Here is a 22,729-nt window from a genome sequence, read left to right as displayed (position 1 = left end):
TGCCGTTGCCGGATTCCGGTTCCGAGGAGGTAAGAGTGCACGGAGCAGGTGCGGAGGACCAGTCGCAGAAAGCGGCATTACGGTCGACTGATCCACGGCGGCAATTCGACGCGCTGATCGCGCTGACCAAAGCCGGTGGAACCGGAGCGGTTCCGGATATCCTGCCGGTGTTCGGGGCGCGTGACGACGAGGTGCGGGCCGCGGCGGTCCGAGCGGTCGGATACCTGGGCGGCGACCGGCCCGCCGCAGTCGGGCCGTCCCTTGTGGCGATGCTTGCCGATGCCGACGAAGTCGTCCGCGCCGAAGCTGTAGAAGCTTTCGGCACTGTGCACTACGAACCCGCGGTCGACGAGTTGATCAGGATGTTGCGGGAAGACGACGCGTGGCTGGTGCGGGCGTCGGCAGCGGAAACGCTGGGGCACTACCCGGGGCGGGCGGGACGCGAACTGCTCGCCTGTATACGGGACGACGACGAGGAGATACCGGTCTGCCGTTATGCGCTCGAATCGCTGCTGCAATCCGACGAATCGTTGATGCGGTCCGAGATCTCCGCGCTGGTCGAGGAGTACGGGGATGATCCCGAGTTCGGGGCGGACGTCCGGATGGTCGCGTATCGCCTCGGTGACCGCGCGCAACTCGGGATCGTGGCGGAGCGTGTCGCCAGCATGGACGAGCACGCAGGCAGCTTGCTGCTGAACATGCTGGGCCGGCTCGCCGCGCATCCGGTTCCGCCGGCACTGGTCGACGATATGCCGGTCATCGACGGAATTTTGTCGGTAATCGCGCTTCGGTGGCCCTTGCAGCGACCCCATGTCGGATCGGTTCGTGACAGCTTGCCGTCGGCGCCGCCGGAATCCGGTGAGTGACCCCGCGGAAAGCGGGGCCGTGTTCCCTACGCCGTCCCGGTGGTTCGATACGGTGCCGAGCCGCCGGTAGGGCCGCTCGGCGCGGATATCACCGCCGGGACGGTGCAGGGGGCGTCAGAGTTCGGCGAGCTTGGGCACCACCGGGGCGAGTGTGTCCACCCACCCGGCGGGGGAGCCGCCGGGCGGCATGACGATGGCGGTGTGCACGCCGAGTTCGGCGTACCCCGCCATCTGGCGGACGAAATGGTCGTGGGCGGTGGGGTCCGGGCTGCCCGCCAGCACGGTTTTGCGGATCCGGTCGTAATCGGTGCCCAGATCGTCGCAGTGGCGGCGCAGCACATCGAGTTTGTGCGCGACTTCCTCGGTGCTCGAGGCGAACAGATTGCAGGCGTCGCCGTAGCGGGCCACCAGCCGCAGTGTGCGTTTCTCCCCGCCGCCGCCGATCAGCACGGTGGGCCGGTGCAGCGGTTGCGGCGAACACAGGGTTTCCGCCAGCTGATAGTGCTTGCCCTCGAACGGCCCGTTGTTCTGCGGATCCCACATCTGCGCGCAGATCCGCAGCGTCTCCTCCAGCCGGTCGAACCGTTCCCCGACCGGTGGATACGGCACCCCCAACCCGTGGTGTTCGCGTTCGAACCAGGCGGCCCCGATCCCGAGCGCGGCGCGGCCGCCGGAGAGCACATCGAGGGTGGTGACGATCTTGGCGAGCAGACCGGGATGCCGATAGGTCACGCCGGTGACCAGCAGGCCGAGTTCGAGTGTGGTGGTGTGGGCGGCCATGTACCCGAGGCTGGTGTAGCCCTCCAGCATGTTCGCCTCGGCGGGCAGCCCGGTCGGTTCGATCTGGAAGAAGTGGTCCATGAACGACAGCCAGGTCGCCCCGGCCGCCTCCGCTGCCGCGCCGACGAGTGCCAGTTCGCCGGCGATGGCGCCGGTACCGCCGTCGATCTCGAAGATCGGAATGTGCAACCCGAGTTCCATCGGATTCGTCTCCCCTTGCCGTGGTGGATTATCCGTCGCACACACGCTACGACCTGGAGAGCACTCCAGGTCAAGCCGTGGCGGGCGGGTCGTGAGGATGTGTCCGGCCCGATACCACGGTGTTCCGGTACGGGTTCGGTCGCGTCCCCCGGGCGCCCTGCCGGGTGCGGTTCCCAGGCACGGTCGATCATTTGAACCGGTCCGGTCCCAACCGAGGCGTAACCGCTGCTCGATAGTGTCGGTGCCCGCTGCGGACACCGAGACGGCGGGCTGCTGCGATCGATTTCAGCACCGAATGTCCGTTACTGTGCGCGCCAAGCACAACCTGAATGGTTACGAATGTTTACGACCCGCGAGGTACTCTTGCAGATTGCTGAAGCCCTGAAAACAGACCTCCGGAGGGTGGTCGCGATCCTGGAGGCCGACTATAGGGGTGGGATCGTTCGCCCCGCCGAGGTGATGGTCAACCGAGTGGTCGATCTAGATCACCGCAACGCCGGGTCACTGAATCGCACAGACATACCAGCAGATCAGAGGCTCCGGTCCAACGGCGTCAAAGAGTCGGATTTCCCGTTGCCGGCTCGTGTACTCCGCTTTGCCGTGCCTTTCACCAAGCAGGCCGCAGCGGAAGTGGCCGAACTGCGAACGTTCGCCAGGTGGCAGGCCGCCGCCGCAAACGCCATGATCGCCCGCCTGCGTGCATTGGGCAGGGAGCCGACACCGGAGGACTGGCTGGCGGAGTACCGGCGCCTGATGGATGAGCGGGACACGAAGAAACGCCTGGACCCCGACAGTCTGTTCGATACCCCGATCACCGACGACTATCCGAATATAGACCAATTCGGACCCGTCGTAGCCGGCGAGGGGAGCGTGTGGGACTTCGAAAAACGGCAGTATGTCGGAGGCTACCCGACACCGGCGAGTGAAAATTACAGGGAGATCGGTGAGCTGGCTGTGGCACGATTTCGTATCGCGGGTATCCCCGGGGACGAACTGCAAAACAGGGTACGCTTGTCAGGCGAAACGGAGGTCAACGGGAATCGAATTCTACGGGGGGAGAGCGCTGAACAGGCCATCCGTGACCACATAGAACGGGGCGCCGCACGCGGCTTCGATGTCAGTAACTGGAGATGGTCAGCGGTGACACCTGAGACCCCTGTCACGTTCACGGCAACCGAGGCCGACCGACGACTCATACTTCAGGATGCTGTCGACCAACTTGCCCGCCCTGGTGCGTTCACGACCGAGGAGTGGGCGGACGCCGCCTACAAACTCTTTCAGTCGCCGGAACGGAAGAACGGATCCGATGGGGTGATCAGAACCTATCTCGCCGCTGCCGCCGCATATCGTATGGGTCGGGTGCCGGTCTTTCCGCACGATATCGACCTGCGCGCGATGACAATGGAACAACGAGACTTTGTCAAGTATGTCGTGGATCACGATGCTTCGGCAGCCGGAGCGTGATCGCCGCCAACTGTCCGACGAGCAGTTGAAGATCGCCATGTTCTCCACGCGGTTGTCGCGCCACTATCTCACCGACCGCAGGCAGATGCGATCCGAGCGGTCGAGGTCGGTCTTGTGCCCGATTCCCGGAAGTCTCGCCGGGGCGCGGCCTCGTCTCCATCCGGATCTTCGAAGATGGGGAACCACCTGCATCACTGGACTGACAATGCCGTCGGAGCGCAGCGGGACCAGATCGACACGGTGAGTCAGATTCCGGATCTGGTCGTCGACGGCTCCGCCGCCGCTGCGCACGATCTCTCATACATGAAACCGCGGAATGAAGCGTTCAGGTGACTGGCTGCCTACGCGCGCGAGACGCCGATTTCCGATCGCATCCGACGAAGGTGTCTGGCTGGGTCGAGAAGGTTTTCACGCCGCGGAAAGGCGACTTGGCCTATTCGGTTCTCTTCCTTCGTTGCCGCAGCGTTGGGTGATCGCCACTCACGCCTTCGGCCGGCGGCGGTACCGCACCCGGCACGGCTGCTGCAGCTGTACGACCATCTTCGAGTGATCGTTGCGGTAGGTCTCCGACGGTTGCGCCATCTCGAATTCCCAATCCCGCAGCAGGACCGAGAAGATCGCCTTGAGCTGCATCAGCGCGAACGCGGCGCCGACGCAGCGGTGGCGTCCGGCCCCGAACGGGATCCAGGTCCAGCGGTTGACCAGGTCTTCCTGGTTGGGGTCGATATAGCGGCCGGGATCGAAACTGTCCGGGTTCGGGAAATCCTCGGGCAGCCGGTTGGAGATGGCCGGCGTCGCGGCCACGTGATCGCCGGGTTCGATCCGGTTCCCGCACACCTCGAATTCGCCCTGGGCGACCCGCATCAGGATGATCAGCGGGGGATGTAGCCGCAGCGTCTCCTTGAGCACCGCCTCCAGCTGCGGGATCTGGCGCAGGGCGTGAAAACTCACTTCCTGGCCGTCGGCATAGAGCTCGTCGAGTTCCTTCACGACGCCGGACAGCACTTCCGGATGCCGCAGCAGCTCGATCACCGACCAGGCGGCGGTCCCGGAGGTGGTGTGGTGGCCGGCGAACATCATCGAGATGAAGATGCCGGTGACCTCGCTGGCGCTGAAATGCGGGGTGCCGTCCTCTTTCTTCACCGAGACCAGCACATCGAGCAGGTCGCGGTCCTCCTTGTCGGCGGGCGGGTTCGCGATCCGCCCGTTCATGATCTCCTGGACGAGTTCGACCAGCGCGGCCCGGGATTCGTCGCGGATGCGGAAGCTCTCGATCGGCATGTACGGGTCCACATACGCCAGCGCGTCGGTGCCGCGTTCCAGGTTGTGGTAGAGGTGCGCGAACCGGCTGTCGAGTTCCTCGCGGAACTTGGTCCCGATCAGGCAGGCCGAGGAGGTGTAGATGGTGAGTTCGGCGAAGAAGTCGAGGAGATCGATTTCGCCCTCGTCGCCCCAGCCCGCCAGCATCCGGTCGACCTCTTTTTCGATGGTCGCCGCATGTCCGCGCATCTGGTCGCCGCGCAACGCGGAGTTGTGCAGCATCTCCTTGCGCCGTTCGGGGCTGGCGTCGAAGACCACGCCCTCGCCGAAGATCGGTTTCATGAAGGGGTAGGCGGCGGCCTGGTCGAGGTCCTCGTCGGCGGCGCGGAAGAAGAATTCGTTCGCTTCGGCGCCGGTGAGCAGGACGACGTGGCGTCCGGCGAGCTCGAACTGGCCGACGTCACCGCATTCCTCCCGGACCCGGCGCATGAGCGCGATCGGGTCGGTACGGAATTCGTCCAGGTGGCCGTGTTCGTGTTCGCCTCCGGACACCCGCGGTGGTTTCACCGAAGTCATGTGGAAATCCTTCCCCAGATTGCTGTCCAGGATCTATGGTAGACACCTGTCTGGACAGTACTACGGGGTATTGCGCGCAAGCAAGGCGTGGCACCTCTCTCCGCCCTCGGCGCGCTGTCGGGATGCCATACTGTCCGGACAGCTGTACGGAATAGTGTTCGGCCGAGAAGAGGCGAGCGAGAACAGGTCCATGAGCGGAAACCAGACCCTGTGGGGACGCGGCGCCGTGATCGTCGGCGCCACCAGCGGTATCGGCTACGCCGTCGCGCACGCCCTGGCCGGACACGGCGCCGGCGTAGTGGTCAACGGACGCAACGCCCCCGCGGTCGAACGCACCGTCAACTCCCTGACCCTCGCCGGTCACCGCGCGCTCGGCGTCGCCGGCAGCGCCGCCGACGAATCCACCGCCACCGAACTCGTCGACACCTGCGTACGCACCTTCGGCGCCGTCGACGTACTCGTCAACTGCGCCGGAATCGCCGAACCCGCCGGCTCCTCCATCCTCGACGTCAGCACCCGCGACTGGCGTGCCCTGCTCGACTCCCACCTCACCACCACGTTCAACACCTGCCGTGCCGCCGCCCCGAAAATGGTCGCCCAGGGCCGCGGCAGCATCATCAACACCAGTTCCTTCGCCTACCTCGGCGACTACGGCGGCACCGGGTACGCCGCCGGGAAGGGCGCGGTCAACTCCCTCACCCTCGCCATCGCCGCCGAACTGGCCGAACACAAGGTCCGCGCCAATGTCGTCTGCCCCGGCGCCAAAACCCGGCTTTCCAGCGGGTTCGCCTACGAAGCCAAGATCATGGAACTCTACCGCCGCGGCATGCTCGACGAGATCAGCAAGAACGCCGCCCTCGACGCCCCACCCACCGACTACGTCGCCCAGCTGTACCTGTACCTCGCCGGGACGGCCGCCGAACGGGTCACCGGGCAGATCTTCGTCGCCGCAGGGGGATTCGTCGGCCGCTACGACCGCCCGACCCCCAGCATCCTCGGCTTCCGCGACCACAACGACACCCCGCCCTGGACCCAGGACGAACTGCACCGCATGATCGGCGGCCCCGACGCCGAGGCCGGGCAGTGACCGAATTCCCCGAACTCGGCTGCTACGGTCTCGCCGGTCACGCCACCGATCCGCATCTCCTGCTCGACGAAGCCCGCGCCGCCGAACGCCTCGGCCTCGGCGCCATGTTCCTGTCCGAACGGTTCAACACCAAAGAAGCCTTCGCTCTCGCCGCCGCCGCGGGCGCGGTCACCGCCGACCTCGGTCTCTGCACCGCCGCCACCAACCACAACACCCGCCACCCCCTGATCACCGCCGCCGGCGCGGTCACCCTGCACCGGCTCACCCGCGGCCGCTACAGCCTCGGCCTCGGTCGCGGATTCGGCGCCCTCTTCGACGCGATCGGCCTACCCCGGATCACCTCCGCCCAACTCCGCGACGCCACCGAGATCTACCGCCGCCTGTGGCGCGGCGACACCGTCGTCGGACACGACGGACCCGCCGGGAAATACCCGATCCTGCACCTCGACCCCACCTACGACGAAGCCATCCCGGTCACCCTCACCGCGATCGGCACCAACACCCTGCGCCTGGCCGGGCAGATCGCCGACGCCGTCGTGCTGCACACCTTCTTCACCGACGACACCACCGCTCGCGCCGTGCGGACCGTCCGTGCCGCCGCCGCGGACGCCGGCCGGGACCCGGCGTCCATCCGCATCTGGTCGGTGCTGGCCGTGGTCGACGACACCCAGGGCGAATCGGCCCGGCTGCGCAAACTCGTCGGCCGCCTCGGCACCTACCTGCAGGGTTACGGCGACATCCTGGTCCAGGTCAACGACTGGGACCCGCAGATCCTCGCCGACTTCCGGGCGCATCCCCTGGTCACCGGCGCCGGAGGCGCCCTCGATGCCGTAGCCGACGACACCACCCTCGCGGCAGTGGAAGAACTGCTCCCCGCGGAATGGACGGCCGCCTCCGCCACCGGCACCCCCGAACAGTGCGCGACCCGGATCGCCGACCAGTTCGCCGCCGGCGCCGACGGCGTGATCCTGCACGGCAACACCCCCACCGAACTCGCACCGGTTCTCGACGCGTGGCGGCGCCACCGCGACCCCGGCCGGTTCGCCCACCTGCCGGCCAATCCGGGCAGGAGCCACCGATGACCGCCCCCACCGATATCGCCGACCTCACCCCCGAATGGCTCACCGCCGCCCTCGGCCGTCCCGTCACCGCCGTGTCCGCCGAAGCCGTCGGCACCGGACAGATCGGCACCGTGCACCGGCTGTGGCTCACCGGCGACCGTGTCCCGCCGCGGCTCCTGGCCAAACTCCCCGCCGCCGACCCCGGCGTGCGTGCCATGCTGGCCGGCGCCTACCGCCAGGAAGTCCGCTTCTACACCGAGATCGCCGCCACGGTCGCGGTCCGCACCCCGCGCTGCCACCACGCCGAGATACACGGCGACGGCGCCGAATTCGTACTGCTGCTGGAAGACCTGGCCCCCGCACACCAGGGCGACCAGATCGGCGGCTGCCCAGTAGCCAACGCCCACCCCGCCGTCGCCAACCTGGCGGGACTGCACGCCCCCCGCTGGTGTGACGACTCTTTGCTCGATATCGAGGGCTTCAGCCGCAACGGCCCGGAAGAAGCCGACACGCTGCGCGAACTCTACGGGCCCACCACCGACATCTTCCTCGACCGCCTCGGGGACCGCCTTCCCGCCGCCGACCACGAGACCGTACGCGCCTGCGGTGAGGTCATCGCCGACTGGCTGGTCGCCCGCCCCGAACGCTTCGGGCTGGTGCACGGCGACTACCGGCTGGACAACCTGCTGTTCGACGCCGCCGACCCACCCCGGGTGACCGCCGTCGACTGGCAGACCGTCAACCTCGGCCTACCTGCCCGCGATCTCGCCTATTTCATCACCACCGGCCTGGACCCGGAACCCCGGCGGGCCGCCGAACAGGATCTGGTCGCCACCTACCACCGGCGGCTCACCGACCTCGGCGTCACCGGCTACACCGTCGAGGACTGCTGGCAGGACTACCGCTTCGCCGCCCTGCAGGGCCCGCTGGTCGCGGTGTTCGGCGCCGTCTACGGCACCCCCTCCGAGCGCGGCGACGCCATGTTCGCCGCCATGATCCGCCGCAGCTGCGCCGCCATCCGAGACCTGGACTCGCTCACCCAGCAACCGGCACCGCTGTAGTCACCCCCGCCCGGTAGCCACCACCGCGTAACCGCGCGGTGGTTCCGCTATCGCGAGCAGGGGAGGTGCGGGCCGCGGACGCCGACCCCGGAGGCCCCCCACACACGCCGTCCGCACGGGATTCCGGCGTGCACGTCGACACCGCCCTGCGGCAGGTCCGTGAACGCTTCGACAGCGAAAAGATCACTACGCTCGGCCCCGGCCGCAGAGCAGGATGCGCGAACAGGGACTGCGGGGCCACGGCAGCGCACTCGCCAGGCGAACCGGTACGCCCGCGCCGAGGTTCACCGGCGTTCGCGCACAGCACGTCGGCGCGGCCCGGCCGCCCGTATCAGGATCCGGTACGTCTCGTCGGCGGGCGCGGAGCCGGGCAGGGGAGTAGCGCGCCGTGATCCGCTGCCCGGTTCCCCGCACTCCGCAGCCTGCCCGAGCATGAGGAATAACCCGGCGTCCCCCTCGGTTCAGGTAGATGCAAACGCATAGAACCTACGGTGGGAGTGACACACGATGCAGTTCGGAATCTTCTCGGTCAGCGATATCACCCGCGACCCGGTGACCGGCGTGACGCCCAGCGAGGCCGAACGGATCGACGCGATCGTGCAGATCGCGCGCAAAACCGAAGAGGTCGGCCTCGACGTCTTCGCCATCGGCGAGCACCACAACCCGCCGTTCTTCTCGTCCTCACCCACCACCCTGCTCGGCCATATCGCCGCCACCACCGAGCGACTGATCCTCACCACGGCGACCACCCTGATCACCACCAACGACCCGGTGAAGATCGCCGAGGACTACGCCATGCTGCAGCACCTGTCCAAGGGACGCATGGACCTCATGCTCGGGCGCGGCAACACCGGCCCCGTCTACCCCTGGTTCGGTAAGGACATCCGCGCGGGCCTGCCGCTGGCTCTGGAGAACTACAACCTCCTGCACCGGCTGTGGCGCGAGGACGTCGTCGACTGGGAAGGCAGCTACCGCACCCCGCTGCAGGGCTTCACCGCCACCCCGCGGCCGCTCGACGGTGTGCCGCCCTTCGTCTGGCACGGCTCCATCCGCACCCCGGAAATCGCCGAACAGGCCGCCTACTACGGCAACGGTTTCTTCGCCAACCACATCTTCTGGCCCACCGCCCACTCGCTGCAGCTCATCGAGTTCTACCGGCAGCGTTTCGAACACTACGGGCACGGCACCAAGAAGCAGGCCATCGTCGGACTCGGTGGACAGGCCTATATCGCCAAGAAATCCCAGGACGCCTGGAACGAATTCCGCCCCTACTTCAACGAAGCCCCCGTCTACGGTCACGGCCCCTCCCTGGAGGACTTCGCCGAAATGACCCCGCTGTCGGTCGGCAGCCCGCAGGAGATCATCGACAAAACCCTCACCTTCCACGACACCTTCGGTGACTACCAGCGTCAGCTGTGGCTGATGGACCACGCCGGACTGCCACTGAAAACCGTACTCAACCAGCTCGACCTGCTCGGCGAGGAAGTCGTGCCGGTCCTGCGCAAGGAACTGGAAGCCCGCCGCGACCCGGAATCGGCCCCCGCCCCCACCCACCGGGCCCGCGTCGCCGCCGAATACGGCGACGGGCCCGCCCGGCAGGCCCGCCCCCACGCCAACCAGGGCGACAACCTGGCCGGCGCCAGCCCCTACCAGGACACCGCGAAAACCCTGGCCGACAAGTGACCAGAACCAGCGGTCGGCTCGCCAACGACGCCTGGGAAGCCGTACTCACCGCGCACGCGGTACTGATGAAACAGTTCGCAGCCCAGGACGTGTGGCACGGACTCACCATGCGCGAATACGACGTCCTCTACACGCTGTCCAAATGCCCCGAACCCATCCGTCCCGCCGAACTCAACCGGCACGTCCTGCTCACCCAGCCCGCGCTGTCGCGGATGGTGGACCGGCTCGTCGACCGCGGCCTCGTGCAACGCACCCCCGACCCGCACGACGGCCGCGGGGTCCGGCTCTCGCTCACCGACGAGGGCCGGACCCGGCAGCGCCGCGTCGGCGGCCGCCACGCCGTCGGCGTCGCCCGCGCCCTCACCAGCGCCCTCACCGACGACGAACTACGCACCCTCGAACAGCTCTGCGGCAAACTCGCCGACACCACGCAAAGGAACGAGATATGAACACCACCAACGGCCAGGGCACGACCCCCTACCGGCTGGTCGTGGTCAGCGGCGGCACCAGCAACCCGTCCTCGACCCGCATGCTCGCCGACCGGGTCGCTGCCCGCGTCGGTACCCTCGCCCGCCACCGCGGCGCCACCGCCACCGTGCAGGTCATCGATCTGCGCGAACTCGCCACCGAGATCACCACCGCGCTCGTCTCCCAGCTCATGGGACCCAAGATGACCGCCGCCGTCGAAACACTCGCCGCCGCCGACGGCCTGATCGTCGCCGCCCCCGTCTACAAAGCCGCACCCAGCGGCCTGCTCACCTCCTTCTTCCACGTCCTCGACAACGACCTGCTCATCGCCAAACCGGTCGTCCTCGCCGCCACCGCCGGCACCTCCCGCCACGCCCTGGTCGTCGACGAACAGATGCGCGCCCTGTTCGCGTTCCTGCGCACCATGACCGTGCCCACCTCCCTGTTCGCCGCCGCCGAGGACTGGAGCGACCCCGGCCTCGACAAACGCATCGACCGCGCCGCCCTCGAACTGGTGCTGCTCATGGAGAGCGGATTCGCGCACAAGGTCAAAGACGAATCGTGGACCAGTTACCAGCACAGCTTCGGCAGCGCCGGCGGCAGCGAAACCACCGTCGACCTCGACACCGACCTCATGAGACTGGCCGCCGGCGGGGGAGCCCCGGTGACACCGCGGGCCTGACCCCGGCCCCGGGCGCCGCGCAGTCCGCGGCGCCGGGAGCGGCCGCCCCATCGGCACACGTCACCGCCGAGAACCCACCGGCGCGCGTGTTAGTTTGCTGCGGTGGCCGCACCCGCCGAAACCATCGACCAGGTCACGCGCTATCTCGACCTCGCCGGCGTCTTCGCCTGCGCGATGCTCGGCGGCGCCGTATCCCGCACCGAGAAACTCGACCTGTTCGGGTTCCTGGTGGTCGGTATCGTCTCCGGCCTCGGCGGCGGCATCATCCGCGACACCCTCCTCCAGCAAGGTCCCCCGGTAGCCCTCACCGACTACGCCTACCTGCCCACCGCCGTAGCCGGCACTCTCATCTCGTTCCTCATCCATCTCAGTGAACACGCCTGGGATCGCCTCTTCACCGCCCTCGACGCCGCCGTCATCGGATTCTGGGCAGTCACCGGCGCACAGAAAACCCTCGCCGCCGGCCTCGGCTGGCTCCCCGCCGTACTGCTCGGCATCACCACCGCCGTCGGCGGCGGCGCCACCCGCGACGTCCTCCTGCGCCGGGTCCCGGCCGTCTTCGGCGGCAATGGTCTCTACGCCACCGTCGCCGCCGTGGTCGCCGGCACCATGGTCGTCTGTACCTACCTCGGCGCACCGGCGATCGGCATCGTCGCCGGCATCGTATTCTCCCTGGCTCTCCGTCTCGCCGCCGTCCGCTACGGCTGGGGCCTGCCCAACGGCCTGGACTGGCAACCGCACACCCGCCTGGCCGCCGCCGTCCGCGGCGTCCGCACCACCCGCCGTGGCCGAACCCGCGACACCGGCGCCGAGGACAGCAGCTGACACCCGACCCCGAGCAGAGAGGCACTACCGATGAATCGTGACGCCGCCACTGTTCTGACCGGCCTGGACGCCGCCCGCGACGAGATCGAGCACCACTACCGCGACCTGCACGCCCACCCCGAACTCGGCATGAGCGAACACCGCACCGCCACCCTCGCCGCCACCGCGCTACGCGAATACGGCTACGACGTCACCACCGGCATCGCCGGCACCGGAGTCACCGGCGTCCTGCGCAACGGCCCCGGCCCCACCGTGCTGTTGCGCGCCGATATGGACGCCCTCCCGGTGCGGGAAGCCACCGGCCTGCCCTACGCCTCCACCGCCACCGTCGACCGTGACGGCGTCGCGCAACCGGTCATGCACGCGTGCGGACACGACGTCCACGTCGCCTGCCTCCTCGGATCCGCCCGCCTGATGGCCGCGGCCCGGCACGCCTGGCACGGCACGCTCATCGCGCTGTTCCAGCCCTCGGAAGAGAACGGCGACGGCGCCCGCGCCATGGTCGCCGACGGACTCACCGGCACGATCCCCGCCCCCGACGTCGTCCTCGGCCAGCACGTCCTGCCCTATCCCGCGGGCTCCGTCGGCACCTGCCCCGGACCGTTCCTGTCCGCCGCCGACAGCCTCCGCGTCACCCTGCACGGCCGCGGTGCCCACGGCTCCCAACCCCAGGCCTCCGTCGACCCGGTCGTCATGGCGGCCATGTGCGTGCTGCGCCTGCAGACGGTGGTTTCCCGGGAGATCGCGCCCACCACCCCCGCGGTCGTCACCGTCGGCAGTATCCACGCCGGTACCGGACCCAACCTCATCCCCGACGACGCCGTCCTGGAAATCAATGTCCGGACCTACGAGCCGGAAGTCCGCGAGCACGTCCTCAACGCCATCGAACGGATCGTGCGTGCCGAGGCCGCCGGTGCCGGTGCTCCCCGGGAACCCGAATTCGAGCGGATCACGACCTTCCCGCCGACCGTCAACGACCCCGGAACCACCCGCCGGGTCGCCGCGGCCTTCGCCACCGCCTTCGGCGCCGCCGCCCACACCATCGAGCCCCAGACCGCCAGCGAGGACATCAGCGAAATACCCGCCGCCTTCGGCGTCCCGTTCACCTACTGGGGCCTCGGCGGCACCGATCCGGCCGCCTTCGCCGAAGCCGCCGAAAAAGGCACCCTCTTCCAGGACATACCGGTCAATCACAGCTCCCGCTTCGCGCCCGTCCTGCAACCCACCCTCGACACCGGAGTCACCGCCCTCGTCGTCGCCGCACTCGCCTGGCTCGGCGTCGGCACCCCACCCCCGGGAACTGGGCAACCCGGGCACGATATGGGACGATCGGCCACGTGACCAGCAGACCCACCGCGGAGCAACACCTCCGCGACCTCGCGCTGTTACGCCGCGTCCGCGATCGGATGGACCGTGAATACGCGCAACCACTCGACGTCGAAGCGCTCGCCCGCGGGGTCAACATGTCCGCCGGACACCTCAGCCGCCAGTTCCGGCTCGCCTACGGCGAATCCCCCTACGGCTACCTCATGACCCGCCGCATCGAGCGCGCGATGGCCCTGCTGCGCCGCGGCGACCTCACCGTCACCGAAGTCTGCTTCGCCGTCGGCTGCTCCTCACTGGGCACCTTCAGCACCCGCTTCACCGAACTCGTCGGTATGCCGCCCAGCGCTTACCGGCGGCAACACGCCGACGCCACCGCCGGCATCCCGTCCTGCACCGCCAAACAGGTGACCAGACCGATCAGGAATCGAGAAGCCCCGGTAACCAGCCCGCAGTTAGCGTGATCGGCATGGACATCACCATTCACGCCAGCTACCTGCCCCAGGACGATCCCGAAGCCGCCATCGGGTTCTACCGCGACACCCTCGGCTTCGAGATCCGCAACGACGTCGGCTACAACGGCCTGCGCTGGATCACCGTCGGCCCCGTCGGCCAACCCGGAACCTCCATCGTCCTGCACCCGCCGGCCGCCGACCCCGGCATCACCGACGAGGAACGCAAAACCATCGCCGAAATGATGGCCAAGGGCACCTACGCCGGTATCAACCTCGCCACCGAAGACCTCGACGGCACCTTCGAACGCCTCCAGGCCGGTGACGTCGAAGTGGTCCAAGAGCCGACCGAACAGCCCTACGGCATCCGCGACTGTGCCGTCCGCGATCCCGCGGGCAATATGATCCGCATCCAGCAACTGCGCTGACGGGCGACCCGAGCACACCGGCCGGCCCGCCCGTCGAACGGGCCGGCCGGTAACACTCGACCGCCGGGAACCGAACAGGCCGATGTCGACGACCGCACCAGAGGGAGACAGATGAGCACCGCCACGAAGACCGGTACGCGGACGTCCGCGCCACACGCCGCCGACAGCCACGACCTCATCCGGGTACAGGGCGCGCGCGTGAACAACCTCAAAGACGTCAGCGTGGAGATCCCGAAGCGCCGACTCACCGTCTTCACCGGCGTCTCCGGTTCCGGTAAGAGCTCCCTGGTCTTCGCCACCATCGCCGCCGAATCCCAGCGGATGATCAACGAAACCTACAGTGCCTTCGTCCAAGGTTTCATGCCCACCCTGTCGCGGCCCGACGTCGACCTGCTCGAAGGCCTCACCACCGCCATCATCGTCGACCAGGAACGCATGGGCTCCAACCCCCGCTCCACCGTCGGCACCGCCACCGACGCCAACGCCATGCTGCGCATCCTGTTCAGCCGCCTCGGCGACCCCCATATCGGTTCACCCAACGCCTACTCCTTCAATATGCCGTCGGTGACCGCCAGCGGCGCCATCACCGTCCAGCGCGGTGCCAAAACGGTCGCCGAGAAAGCCACCTTCAGCCGCCTCGGCGGCATGTGCCCCCGCTGCGAAGGCATGGGCTCGGTCACCGACTTCGACCTCACCGCCCTCTACGACGACAGCCTCTCCCTCAACGAGGGCGCCCTCACCATCCCCGGCTACAGCATGGACGGCTGGTACGGCCGCATCTTCCGCGGCTGCGGCTACTTCGACCCCGACAAGCCGATCAAGAAGTTCACCAAGAAACAACTGCACGACCTGCTCTACAAAGAGCCCACCAGGATCAAGGTCGAAGGCATCAACGTGACCTACGAAGGCCTCATCCCGCGCATCCAGAAGTCCTTCCTGTCCAAAGACGTCGACGCCATGCAACCCCACATCCGGGCCTTCGTCGAACGCGCCGTCACCTTCACCACCTGCCCCGAATGCGGCGGCACCCGGCTCACCAAGGAAGCCCTCGCCTCCAAGATCAACGGCAAGAACATCGCCGACCTGTGCGCCATGCAGATCAGCGATCTCGCCGACTGGGTCCGCGCACTCGACGAACCGTCGGTCGCCCCACTCCTCAAAGGTCTGCAGCATCTGCTCGACTCGTTCACCGATATCGGGCTCGGCTACCTCTCCCTGGAACGCCCCTCCGGCACCCTGTCCGGGGGAGAGGCCCAACGCACCAAGATGATCCGCCACCTCGGCTCCTCGCTCACCGACGTCACCTACGTCTTCGACGAACCCACCATCGGCCTGCACCCGCACGATATCCAGCGCATGAACGACCTGCTGCGCCAACTCCGCGACAAAGGCAACACCGTCCTCGTCGTCGAACACAAACCCGAAGCCATCGAAATCGCCGACCACATCGTCGATATCGGCCCCCGCGCCGGCAGCGACGGCGGCGAAATCGTCTTCGAAGGCACCGTCGATGGCCTCCGCGCCAGCGGCACCCTCACCGGACGCCACCTCGACGACCGTGCCGCCCTCAAGAAATCCGTGCGCACCCCGTCGGGCGCCCTCGAAATCCGCGGCGCCGACTCCCACAACCTGCGCCACGTCGACGTCGACATCCCGCTCGGCGCCCTCGTCGTCGTCACCGGCGTCGCCGGCTCCGGCAAGAGCTCCCTCATCACCGGCTCGGTCTCCGGACGCGACGGCGTCGTCACCATCGACCAGGGCGCCATCCGCGGCTCCCGCCGCAGCAACCCCGCCACCTACACTGGCCTCCTCGACCCCATCCGCAAAGCCTTCGCCAAAGCCAACGGCGTCAAACCCGCCCTCTTCAGCTCCAACTCCGAAGGCGCCTGCCCCACCTGCAACGGCGCCGGCGTCATCTACACCGACCTCGGCGTCATGGCCACCGTCGAATCCACCTGCGAGGAATGCGAAGGCAAACGCTTCCAGGCCGCGGTACTCGAATACACCCTCGGCGGCCGCAATATCGCCGAAGTCCTCGACATGTCGGTCGCCGAAGCCGAACAGTTCTTCGGCTCCGGCGACGCCCGCATCCCCGCCGCCCACAAAATCCTCGACCGGCTCGCCGACGTCGGCCTCGGTTACCTGCGCCTCGGCCAGCAACTCACCACCCTCTCCGGCGGTGAACGGCAGCGCATCAAACTCGCCACCCAGATGGCCGAGAAAGGCGGAATCTACATCCTCGACGAACCCACCACCGGCCTGCACCTCGCCGATGTCGAACAACTGCTCGGACTCCTCGACCGGCTCGTCGACTCCGGTAAATCGGTTATCGTCATCGAACACCACCAGGCCGTGATGGCCCACGCCGACTGGATCATCGACCTCGGCCCCGGCGCCGGACACGACGGCGGCCGCATCGTCTTCGAAGGCACCCCCGCCGACCTGGTCGCCGCCCGCTCCACCCTCACCGGCGAACACCTCGCCGCCTACGTCGGCGCCTGACACCCGAGGTCAGCGCACGAACGTACCGCACCCCTCGGAGTCGTAGAACTCCAGCCACAACCGGTCCCCGTCGAATCGGGCCTGCGAAATACTGCCCGGATTCGCGCTCTCACCCACCGGGGAGAAGACGAACGTGTCACCGTCGCGATGCCGCAACGGCATCGCGACGTGACGCGGCCCCATCGTCAACAGCAGCCCGTCACCGTCCACCGCCACCGCCGCCGGACCGAAATAGTCGTTGCCGTACTCACCCGCGTAATCCTCCAGCGGCCGCGCCGGTGCCGGATGTGGCGGCGGCGCGACCCCGACCAGCTCACCGACCGGCGCGTTCAACTGCTCGAACGCCTTCGAATACAGCTCCCACCAGTTCTGCCGCACCTCACCGAACTGCACCAGATCGGCGAATTCGGCGTTCAGTGTCTCCGGCACCCCGATCGGCGCGGCATTGGTCAGCGTCACGATGCCCACGTTCGCCGAGGGAATCATCGTCATGGCGGTCGCCGCACCCTGATCGAACGCCCCCGAATGACCGAGCATCACCCGGCCCGCCGCCGAATCACTCACCGTGAACCCGAACCCGTACTGACCCGCCCGCGCGTCCGGCTCGGCGGGCGGCGACGACACCGACTGCGGTGTGAGCGCGGGCAGCAGCGCTTCGGGCGCCACCACCTGCGTATCGCCGTGTTTGCCGTTCGCCAGCACCATCATCATCCACTGCGCCATATCCGTCACCGACGAACTGACGCCTCCGGCGGGGGACTGGGCATCGGGTTGCCGTCCCGGCTGTGCCGGACGGTACACACCGTCCACCAGCACATGCCCGGACGCGCGGTCGCCTGCGGCGACGAAATCGGCGTACCGGGAGCTGGTCGACGACATACCCAGCGGACGATAGATGGTCTGCTCCGACAGCGCCGACCAGCGCTGCTTCGACGCATCGGCGACCGCCATCGCGGCCGCGGTGAGCCCGAAATTCGTATAGGCATAGGAATCGCGGAACGGAGCCAACGGCAGCATCCGCAACCGCTGGAGAATCGTGGTGCGATCGAACCCCAGATCCTCCAGCTTGTCCCCGGCGTGTTCGGGCAGCCCCGACCGATGCGCGTACAGGTCGCCGATGGTCACATGGTCGCTCACATACGGGTCCTGCAATGCGAACCACGGCGCCGGTTCACGTACCGGCGTATCCCATGTCGCCACCCCTTCCTGCACCTGACGCGCGACCACCGTGGCCCCTACGGGTTTGGACAGCGATGCCAGCTGGAATACCGTCTCCGGGTCCACCGGCTGCCGCCCGTCGACATCGCGCACTCCGAACCCCTTCTGGAACACCACCTCGCCGTCGTAGACGACGGCGACCGCCATCCCCGGAATATCGGTGTCGCGTATCAGTTCCTCCGCGCGGTATTCGAGCGTGCTCAGGATATGTTCCACCCGCCCGCGCGGTATATCGACTCCGGCCGCTTGCTCGGGCCCCAGATCCGCCGGCGGGGTCGAGGGCGCGGCCGCTCCCGGCACCGGTGTCGGTTCCCGGTTCCCGCAGCCCGATACCAGTCCCGCGGCGGCCACCACGGAGACACAGAGAACCACCAGCCGACGTCTGCGCATAGCTCGCCTCCGGGAGGTCGTCGCTGACACGAGCCCAGTCCGCCCCGAGCCTAACTCCCACCAAGTGTCCGCACCCGGTACGCGGCAGGCTGTGTTTCCGGCTCCGCCGTGCGGAGAAGGGGGGAGGGGAGCGCCGCCCCCGTGTCCGAGAGCGGGAAGGGAGCGATGTGCGCAGTCACCACCCGCACCATCGAATGTCCTTCACGAATCCACGGACGGGATACATCTGAAACAGATGACCAATGATCTTCATACGGGCATATGCGCATCAGAATATGCGTTGGTCTCCACCATCTACCTCTCCGCGAACGGGAGAAAACAAAGGAAGAGACCATATACACGGGAAGGAAGGACCGCCGGATCAAATGCAGACGAGGGGGAGGCTGCGCCCGCGCGGGATGGTCCGGCTCGTCCCGCACAGGCGCCATCGGCGGCCGAATCGCCCCCGACCTCTGCGAGCCCTGCCCACCGGTTCCTCGCCTCGGCGAACCGGTGGCAGGGGGAGAGGGGGCACCTGAACGGCTCAGTCCAGGCAGAACTCGTTGCCCTCCGGATCGGCCATCACGATGAAACCCGTCTCCATCGGCGGCGCGGGTTCGTGACGGCGGATCCGAACCGCTCCCAACGCCACCAGACGGACACATTCGGCTTCCAACGCCGCCATTCGTTCCGCGCCCTGCAACCCAGGAGCCACCCGCACATCGAGGTGGACTCGGTTCTTCACAACCTTGTCCTCGGGCACCTGCTGGAAAAACACGCGCGGGCCGTGCCCCTCCGGGTCTTCGATCGCCGAGCGCGTGTTGCGCTGATCCTCCGGAACCCCGGTCTCGGCCAGGAAATCGTCCCAGGCGTCCAACGGATCGGCGCCCTCGGGTAGTTCGACCCCGGGCGGACCGGGATGGACGTAGCCGAGGACCGCGCGCCAGAACGACGACAGCGCCCGCGGATCGTGCGCGTCGAAAGTGATCTGGATGCCGCGGCTCATCGATTGGCTCCCTTCGCGGAGAGGTCAGTGTGGAGGTAGACGTCGCGCAGCAGGCAGACCTCGGACAAATGGTGGATCAGCTCACGGTGGATGTGAAGCACCAGCGCGGCCAGCGGCAGGTCGGGATAGGGCTCGGCGTCGCCGATCGGATCCCCGAGTGCGGCCGCGCCGATTCCGCGCAGCCCATCCGACCAGACGCCGAGTTGTGTCTCCAGCTGGTCGAGCGCCTCGGCGGCGTTACCCGCGTACTCCCATGTTTCATAGGAGGCCGGAGGCGCACCGAAATGCGCGGCGTTGCGGGCCGCGAGTACACCGACGATGACGTGTCCGAGCCGCCAGGCGATCGTGGTGAACGGTGCCGGATCCGGTTGAGGGAAGGCGAAGTCGATCGTGAAATCACCCGCACCCGCCTGTATGGGTGCGGTCGAACTGCCACGGGGCCACACACTCCAGGCATCGGGAACCGGCGACCAGAAATACTCGTCGTCGGTGAGCCCGGCGAGCCGAGCCCGCAGTCCTGCTCGGTTACGACTTCGAGGTCCTCGACCCGCCGGAGCTGGCGGAGCGCTGTCATGTGCTCGCAGGCCGGCTGCGGACCGCTGGTGCCACGATCGCACCGATTCCGCCGCGAGATTCATGAGCCGAACAGATAGCCGATGGAGGAGCCCTACCTTCATTTCATCACAGGTGACGAAATGAAGGTAGGGCGGTTGCGCAGCCGGAAACGGTTCCCCGCGTAGCTCTTCGGTGGATATCGGAACGCGGCCGCTCACCGATCCGTTTCGGGTAGCGTTCGTCACCCGCGCGACGGGTGGGTGCACCGACGCCTATTCGTACAATGCCACTCCCACCCGAACACCGATAATCTACATTATGTCAACTAGTAGCCTGCGTATCGCATCGGACGAATCAGGCCTACCTCCCCTGATCACCTCGGCGCCGGCTCTCCCAGGCCGGACGTCGCCAACGATCCGATCTGTATCTACGCCGCCACCGTCAGGAGTTGGTCGGTACTCAGCCTTGGGGCGTCAGCGTGATGGCGCCGATCAGCACCCCACCCAGATACGCCGGGCCCGCGTATCCGCCATGTCCGTCGCTGAGGAGTACGACCCGGTGGCCGGGAAACAGGTCCACGTAACCACCGTCGGGCGTCGAATGAATTGGGTAACGCCCTATCAGGACCAGGTCCCCGCCGTCGACGCGCCCGTCGCGTTGCAGCAGCACGATGCCGGACGACCACGTCGTGGACGTATAGGCGCCGGGTTCGACGTCGGCGAATGCCGGGCCGGCCGTGCCGAAGAGAGTGGCGGCACCCACGGCCACCGCGATCGCAGCTGTCCGGACTATCGCTGGTCTGGCACCTATGGACATCGTCAACTCCTGCCGCATCGAGTGGCCAACTCTACGCCTGCCGACTCTGATCCGGCCGAATATTCACGAATCGAATACGCGGGGTTACCAGTAGCACGCTGCGGCTTGCCTCGACTCCACTCCCCGGGCCACTACGCATGCCTCCGCCCACTCATTTCCTGCGCCTGTTCAGCCCAGCAGTGCGGCACCACGTCCCGGCCTGTCGTCCGCCAGGATGCTGCGCGTCGGTATCAGCTCCGATCTCGGCACGGTGCCAGGTTTCACCGTGTCGACAAGTCTCTGTCCGCTGTCGCAGCGTGATGCGGGATGCCGGCCGCATATCCCACTCGAGCCGGAACCGGTTGCGCTACAAGGGGAATTGAAAATTCGGGTTGCCGAGTGCTCCCGCTGCTGCGGGTGATGACAGTGAGTATGATCAGCCGACGTGGAACCTGATATGTGCGAATGCCTCGGCGTGAGAAGCCGACTGGGCTCGGCGTCGACGCTGATCTCACAGCATGAGAACGCCGGCGTCGTGATGCTCACGGGGTCCGCTCGGTTTCCGTGGTGAACTGCAGCCCTGGCTACGGGTTCAGGAGCGCGCTTCTGCCCGCGCTCCAGGCACGTAGATCTATGGACGTGGTCCATACCGTTCGCCGACGTGTCGCTGTGTGCTCCCGGCCAGCGCAGTGTTCCCCGAAATCTCAGCATGTTCGTATTCCTGTTACTTACTCTGGAGTGACCCATTGACCACGCCGTTCGAATCACCTCACCGGCAACCCCGGCACGCAGCCCCGCAACCGCCGCCATATGACCCGACCCGGGTTCCGATGTGGGAGGAAGGCTTCGCCAACGACCCGCACGAGGCATATCGGGCGATGCGTCGCAAGCACCCTTCCTTGGCGCAGGTGGAAGTGTCGCCGGGGGTCCAGGCCACGCTGGTGATCGGCTACCGTACCGCGGTACACATCGGTAACGATGCTTCTCATTTTCCGGCCGACCCGCGAACATGGGAAAGAGATATCCCGGATTCGTGTCCGGTGAAGTCGATGATGCAGTATCGCCCTAATGCTCTGCGTAGCGCGGGCGTCGAACACCGTCGCTACCGTGAGGCCAGCGTCTACAGCATCGACAGAATCAACCTGTACAACTTGCACGAAGAGATCGAGACCATCGCTCTTTGGGCAGTCAACGATTTCTGTGAGCTCGGATACGCCGACCTGGTCAATCAATACGCTGTTCCGGTCACATTCGCCTATCTCAACCGTATGGTCGGTTGCCCCGCGGACCTGGGTGATCGCGTCAAGCAGGGTATGGCGCTGATGTTCGAGGGCGATCCGAGTGGCAAAGGTAATGCGCTGTTCGTCAACGCACTGTCGGATCTGGTTCTGCTGAAGCAGCAGGAGCCCGGCGACGACGTCACCACCAGCCTGATTCGCCATGAGGCCGACCTGAGCCACGAGGAGCTCGTGCACCAGCTGGTCACTATCTACGGCGCGGGGATCGAACCGTTGGCCAACCTGATCGGCAATACTCTGTTGCTGATAATGAGAGACGACCGGTTCCACGGAGAAAGTGCGCTGACGACGTCTGATGCGCTCAATGAGTTGCTGTTCAAGGACCCGCCGCTGGCGAATTTCCTCATCACCTATCCGCCGCAGCCGATCCTCATCGATGGGGTGTGGTTGCCCGCACATCAGCCGGTTGTGACCAGCCTGTCGGCATGTAACAACGACCCGGAGATCGCGGGTGAGTTCACGGACAATCGTTCGCATCTGGCGTGGGGTACCGGGCCCCACGCCTGCCCAGCTCAGCAGGTCGCATACGCGGTCGCGAAGAACGCGATCGATCAGCTGCTCGACAAGTTGCCGGATATCAGGCTGGCTCGCCCGGCCGCTGAACTGACCTACCGGCCGGGGCCCTTCCATCGCTCCTTGGCCGAGTTGCCCGTCGTGTTCGAACCGTCCCGGCCTTTCGCGCCTGTCCCTGCACCGGCCAGTCGATTCTGAAGTCTGTGTCGGCTTCGGGTTGCGCCCGCGGGGCACCCCCAACCCGCCCCAAAAAAAC

General features: G+C 67.1%; 20 protein-coding genes. 14 read left to right on the top strand and 6 right to left on the bottom strand.

Annotated elements, in window-relative coordinates:
- The first annotated feature begins 35 nt into the window (after positions 1 to 35).
- On the top strand, positions 36 to 866 hold the full coding sequence (locus ABZV91_RS03030; RefSeq protein WP_355234517.1) for a HEAT repeat domain-containing protein: 831 nt from the start codon (positions 36 to 38) through the stop codon (positions 864 to 866).
- 114 nt (positions 867 to 980) lie between these two features.
- On the opposite strand, the gene ABZV91_RS03025 is transcribed toward ABZV91_RS03030, so the two are convergent.
- On the bottom strand, positions 981 to 1,847 hold the full coding sequence (locus ABZV91_RS03025) for an LLM class F420-dependent oxidoreductase (RefSeq protein WP_355234514.1): 867 nt from the start codon (positions 1,845 to 1,847) through the stop codon (positions 981 to 983).
- Between the two features lie 363 nt (positions 1,848 to 2,210).
- On the opposite strand from ABZV91_RS03025, the gene ABZV91_RS03020 reads away from it, so the two are divergent.
- A complete protein-coding gene (locus tag ABZV91_RS03020; protein ID WP_355234511.1) occupies positions 2,211 to 3,311 on the top strand; it encodes a hypothetical protein in 1,101 nt (366 codons plus the stop codon).
- Positions 3,312 to 3,791: 480 nt separating this feature from the next.
- Here the strand turns inward: ABZV91_RS03020 and ABZV91_RS03015 are convergent, their stop codons facing one another.
- Positions 3,792 to 5,147, bottom strand: a complete 1,356-nt coding sequence (locus ABZV91_RS03015) for a cytochrome P450 (protein WP_355234508.1) — start codon at positions 5,145 to 5,147, stop codon at positions 3,792 to 3,794.
- Between the two features lie 190 nt (positions 5,148 to 5,337).
- On the opposite strand from ABZV91_RS03015, the gene ABZV91_RS03010 reads away from it, so the two are divergent.
- The 11 genes from ABZV91_RS03010 to ABZV91_RS02960 all read left to right on the top strand — a co-directional run bounded on the left by ABZV91_RS03010 (position 5,338) and on the right by ABZV91_RS02960 (position 16,719).
- Positions 5,338 to 6,234 carry an SDR family oxidoreductase gene (locus tag ABZV91_RS03010; RefSeq protein WP_355234505.1) on the top strand — a complete coding sequence of 299 codons (897 nt, stop codon included), beginning with the start codon at positions 5,338 to 5,340 and terminating at the stop codon, positions 6,232 to 6,234.
- Positions 6,231 to 7,316 (top strand): TIGR03857 family LLM class F420-dependent oxidoreductase, encoded by a 1,086-nt coding sequence (locus ABZV91_RS03005; RefSeq protein ID WP_355234502.1) that lies wholly within the window; start codon positions 6,231 to 6,233, stop codon positions 7,314 to 7,316. Before ABZV91_RS03010 ends, ABZV91_RS03005 begins: the two co-directional genes overlap by 4 nt.
- Entirely contained in the window at positions 7,313 to 8,356 is a 1,044-nt protein-coding gene (locus tag ABZV91_RS03000) for a phosphotransferase (RefSeq protein ID WP_355234499.1), read from the top strand. The genes ABZV91_RS03005 and ABZV91_RS03000 overlap by 4 nt, the downstream gene beginning before the upstream one ends.
- Before the next feature lie 507 nt (positions 8,357 to 8,863).
- Entirely contained in the window at positions 8,864 to 10,039 is a 1,176-nt protein-coding gene (locus tag ABZV91_RS02995; protein WP_355234496.1) for an LLM class flavin-dependent oxidoreductase, read from the top strand.
- Positions 10,036 to 10,488, top strand: a complete 453-nt coding sequence (locus tag ABZV91_RS02990) for a MarR family transcriptional regulator (RefSeq protein WP_355234493.1) — start codon at positions 10,036 to 10,038, stop codon at positions 10,486 to 10,488. Before ABZV91_RS02995 ends, ABZV91_RS02990 begins: the two co-directional genes overlap by 4 nt.
- Positions 10,485 to 11,189 carry a CE1759 family FMN reductase gene (locus tag ABZV91_RS02985; RefSeq protein ID WP_355234490.1) on the top strand — a complete coding sequence of 235 codons (705 nt, stop codon included), beginning with the start codon at positions 10,485 to 10,487 and terminating at the stop codon, positions 11,187 to 11,189. Before ABZV91_RS02990 ends, ABZV91_RS02985 begins: the two co-directional genes overlap by 4 nt.
- A gap of 102 nt (positions 11,190 to 11,291) precedes the next feature.
- Positions 11,292 to 12,014 carry a trimeric intracellular cation channel family protein gene (locus ABZV91_RS02980; protein WP_355234487.1) on the top strand — a complete coding sequence of 241 codons (723 nt, stop codon included), beginning with the start codon at positions 11,292 to 11,294 and terminating at the stop codon, positions 12,012 to 12,014.
- Positions 12,015 to 12,044: 30 nt separating this feature from the next.
- A complete protein-coding gene (locus ABZV91_RS02975; RefSeq protein ID WP_355234484.1) occupies positions 12,045 to 13,355 on the top strand; it encodes an amidohydrolase in 1,311 nt (436 codons plus the stop codon).
- Positions 13,352 to 13,801 (top strand): helix-turn-helix transcriptional regulator, encoded by a 450-nt coding sequence (locus ABZV91_RS02970; RefSeq protein WP_355234481.1) that lies wholly within the window; start codon positions 13,352 to 13,354, stop codon positions 13,799 to 13,801. Before ABZV91_RS02975 ends, ABZV91_RS02970 begins: the two co-directional genes overlap by 4 nt.
- Before the next feature lie 5 nt (positions 13,802 to 13,806).
- The gene (locus tag ABZV91_RS02965; protein WP_355234478.1) at positions 13,807 to 14,217 is read left to right on the top strand and encodes a VOC family protein; all 411 of its coding nucleotides are present in this window, start codon (positions 13,807 to 13,809) and stop codon (positions 14,215 to 14,217) included.
- 111 nt (positions 14,218 to 14,328) lie between these two features.
- Positions 14,329 to 16,719, top strand: a complete 2,391-nt coding sequence (locus tag ABZV91_RS02960) for an excinuclease ABC subunit UvrA (RefSeq protein WP_355234475.1) — start codon at positions 14,329 to 14,331, stop codon at positions 16,717 to 16,719.
- Positions 16,720 to 16,728: 9 nt separating this feature from the next.
- Here the strand turns inward: ABZV91_RS02960 and ABZV91_RS02955 are convergent, their stop codons facing one another.
- The 4 genes from ABZV91_RS02955 to ABZV91_RS02940 all read right to left on the bottom strand — a co-directional run bounded on the left by ABZV91_RS02955 (position 16,729) and on the right by ABZV91_RS02940 (position 20,683).
- Positions 16,729 to 18,327 carry a serine hydrolase gene (locus ABZV91_RS02955; protein WP_355234472.1) on the bottom strand — a complete coding sequence of 533 codons (1,599 nt, stop codon included), beginning with the start codon at positions 18,325 to 18,327 and terminating at the stop codon, positions 16,729 to 16,731.
- Positions 18,328 to 18,850: 523 nt separating this feature from the next.
- Positions 18,851 to 19,312 (bottom strand): VOC family protein, encoded by a 462-nt coding sequence (locus ABZV91_RS02950; RefSeq protein ID WP_355234470.1) that lies wholly within the window; start codon positions 19,310 to 19,312, stop codon positions 18,851 to 18,853.
- Positions 19,309 to 19,827, bottom strand: coding sequence for a DinB family protein (locus tag ABZV91_RS02945; RefSeq protein WP_355234908.1), 519 nt, complete (start codon positions 19,825 to 19,827; stop codon positions 19,309 to 19,311). The genes ABZV91_RS02950 and ABZV91_RS02945 overlap by 4 nt, the downstream gene beginning before the upstream one ends.
- 499 nt (positions 19,828 to 20,326) lie before the next feature.
- Positions 20,327 to 20,683 carry a hypothetical protein gene (locus ABZV91_RS02940; protein ID WP_355234467.1) on the bottom strand — a complete coding sequence of 119 codons (357 nt, stop codon included), beginning with the start codon at positions 20,681 to 20,683 and terminating at the stop codon, positions 20,327 to 20,329.
- Between the two features lie 809 nt (positions 20,684 to 21,492).
- Here ABZV91_RS02940 and ABZV91_RS02935 point away from each other — a divergent pair.
- A complete protein-coding gene (locus tag ABZV91_RS02935) occupies positions 21,493 to 22,671 on the top strand; it encodes a cytochrome P450 (protein ID WP_355234464.1) in 1,179 nt (392 codons plus the stop codon).
- Positions 22,672 to 22,729 lie beyond the last annotated feature (58 nt).

It is taken from the genome of Nocardia sp. NPDC004568 (assembly GCF_040609955.1).
Lineage (GTDB): Bacteria > Actinomycetota > Actinomycetes > Mycobacteriales > Mycobacteriaceae > Nocardia.
Note: the sequence above shows the minus strand (reverse complement) of the source record. Positions and strands in the feature narration are given on the sequence as shown.

What these genes read in the sequence shown, in the direction of transcription:
- ABZV91_RS02975 (WP_355234484.1), top strand. Translation starts at nt 12,045, where the DNA reads ATGAATCGTGACGCCGCCACTGTTCTGACCGGCCTGGACGCCGCCCGC.
- ABZV91_RS02960 (WP_355234475.1), top strand. Translation starts at nt 14,329, where the DNA reads ATGAGCACCGCCACGAAGACCGGTACGCGGACGTCCGCGCCACACGCC.
- ABZV91_RS03025 (WP_355234514.1), bottom strand. Translation starts at nt 1,847, where the DNA reads ATGGAACTCGGGTTGCACATTCCGATCTTCGAGATCGACGGCGGTACC.
- ABZV91_RS03010 (WP_355234505.1), top strand. Translation starts at nt 5,338, where the DNA reads ATGAGCGGAAACCAGACCCTGTGGGGACGCGGCGCCGTGATCGTCGGC.
- ABZV91_RS03015 (WP_355234508.1), bottom strand. Translation starts at nt 5,147, where the DNA reads ATGACTTCGGTGAAACCACCGCGGGTGTCCGGAGGCGAACACGAACAC.
- ABZV91_RS02950 (WP_355234470.1), bottom strand. Translation starts at nt 19,312, where the DNA reads ATGAGCCGCGGCATCCAGATCACTTTCGACGCGCACGATCCGCGGGCG.
- ABZV91_RS02935 (WP_355234464.1), top strand. Translation starts at nt 21,493, where the DNA reads ATGTGGGAGGAAGGCTTCGCCAACGACCCGCACGAGGCATATCGGGCG.
- ABZV91_RS03000 (WP_355234499.1), top strand. Translation starts at nt 7,313, where the DNA reads ATGACCGCCCCCACCGATATCGCCGACCTCACCCCCGAATGGCTCACC.
- ABZV91_RS02995 (WP_355234496.1), top strand. Translation starts at nt 8,864, where the DNA reads ATGCAGTTCGGAATCTTCTCGGTCAGCGATATCACCCGCGACCCGGTG.
- ABZV91_RS02965 (WP_355234478.1), top strand. Translation starts at nt 13,807, where the DNA reads ATGGACATCACCATTCACGCCAGCTACCTGCCCCAGGACGATCCCGAA.
- ABZV91_RS02955 (WP_355234472.1), bottom strand. Translation starts at nt 18,327, where the DNA reads ATGCGCAGACGTCGGCTGGTGGTTCTCTGTGTCTCCGTGGTGGCCGCC.
- ABZV91_RS02940 (WP_355234467.1), bottom strand. Translation starts at nt 20,683, where the DNA reads ATGTCCATAGGTGCCAGACCAGCGATAGTCCGGACAGCTGCGATCGCG.
- ABZV91_RS02985 (WP_355234490.1), top strand. Translation starts at nt 10,485, where the DNA reads ATGAACACCACCAACGGCCAGGGCACGACCCCCTACCGGCTGGTCGTG.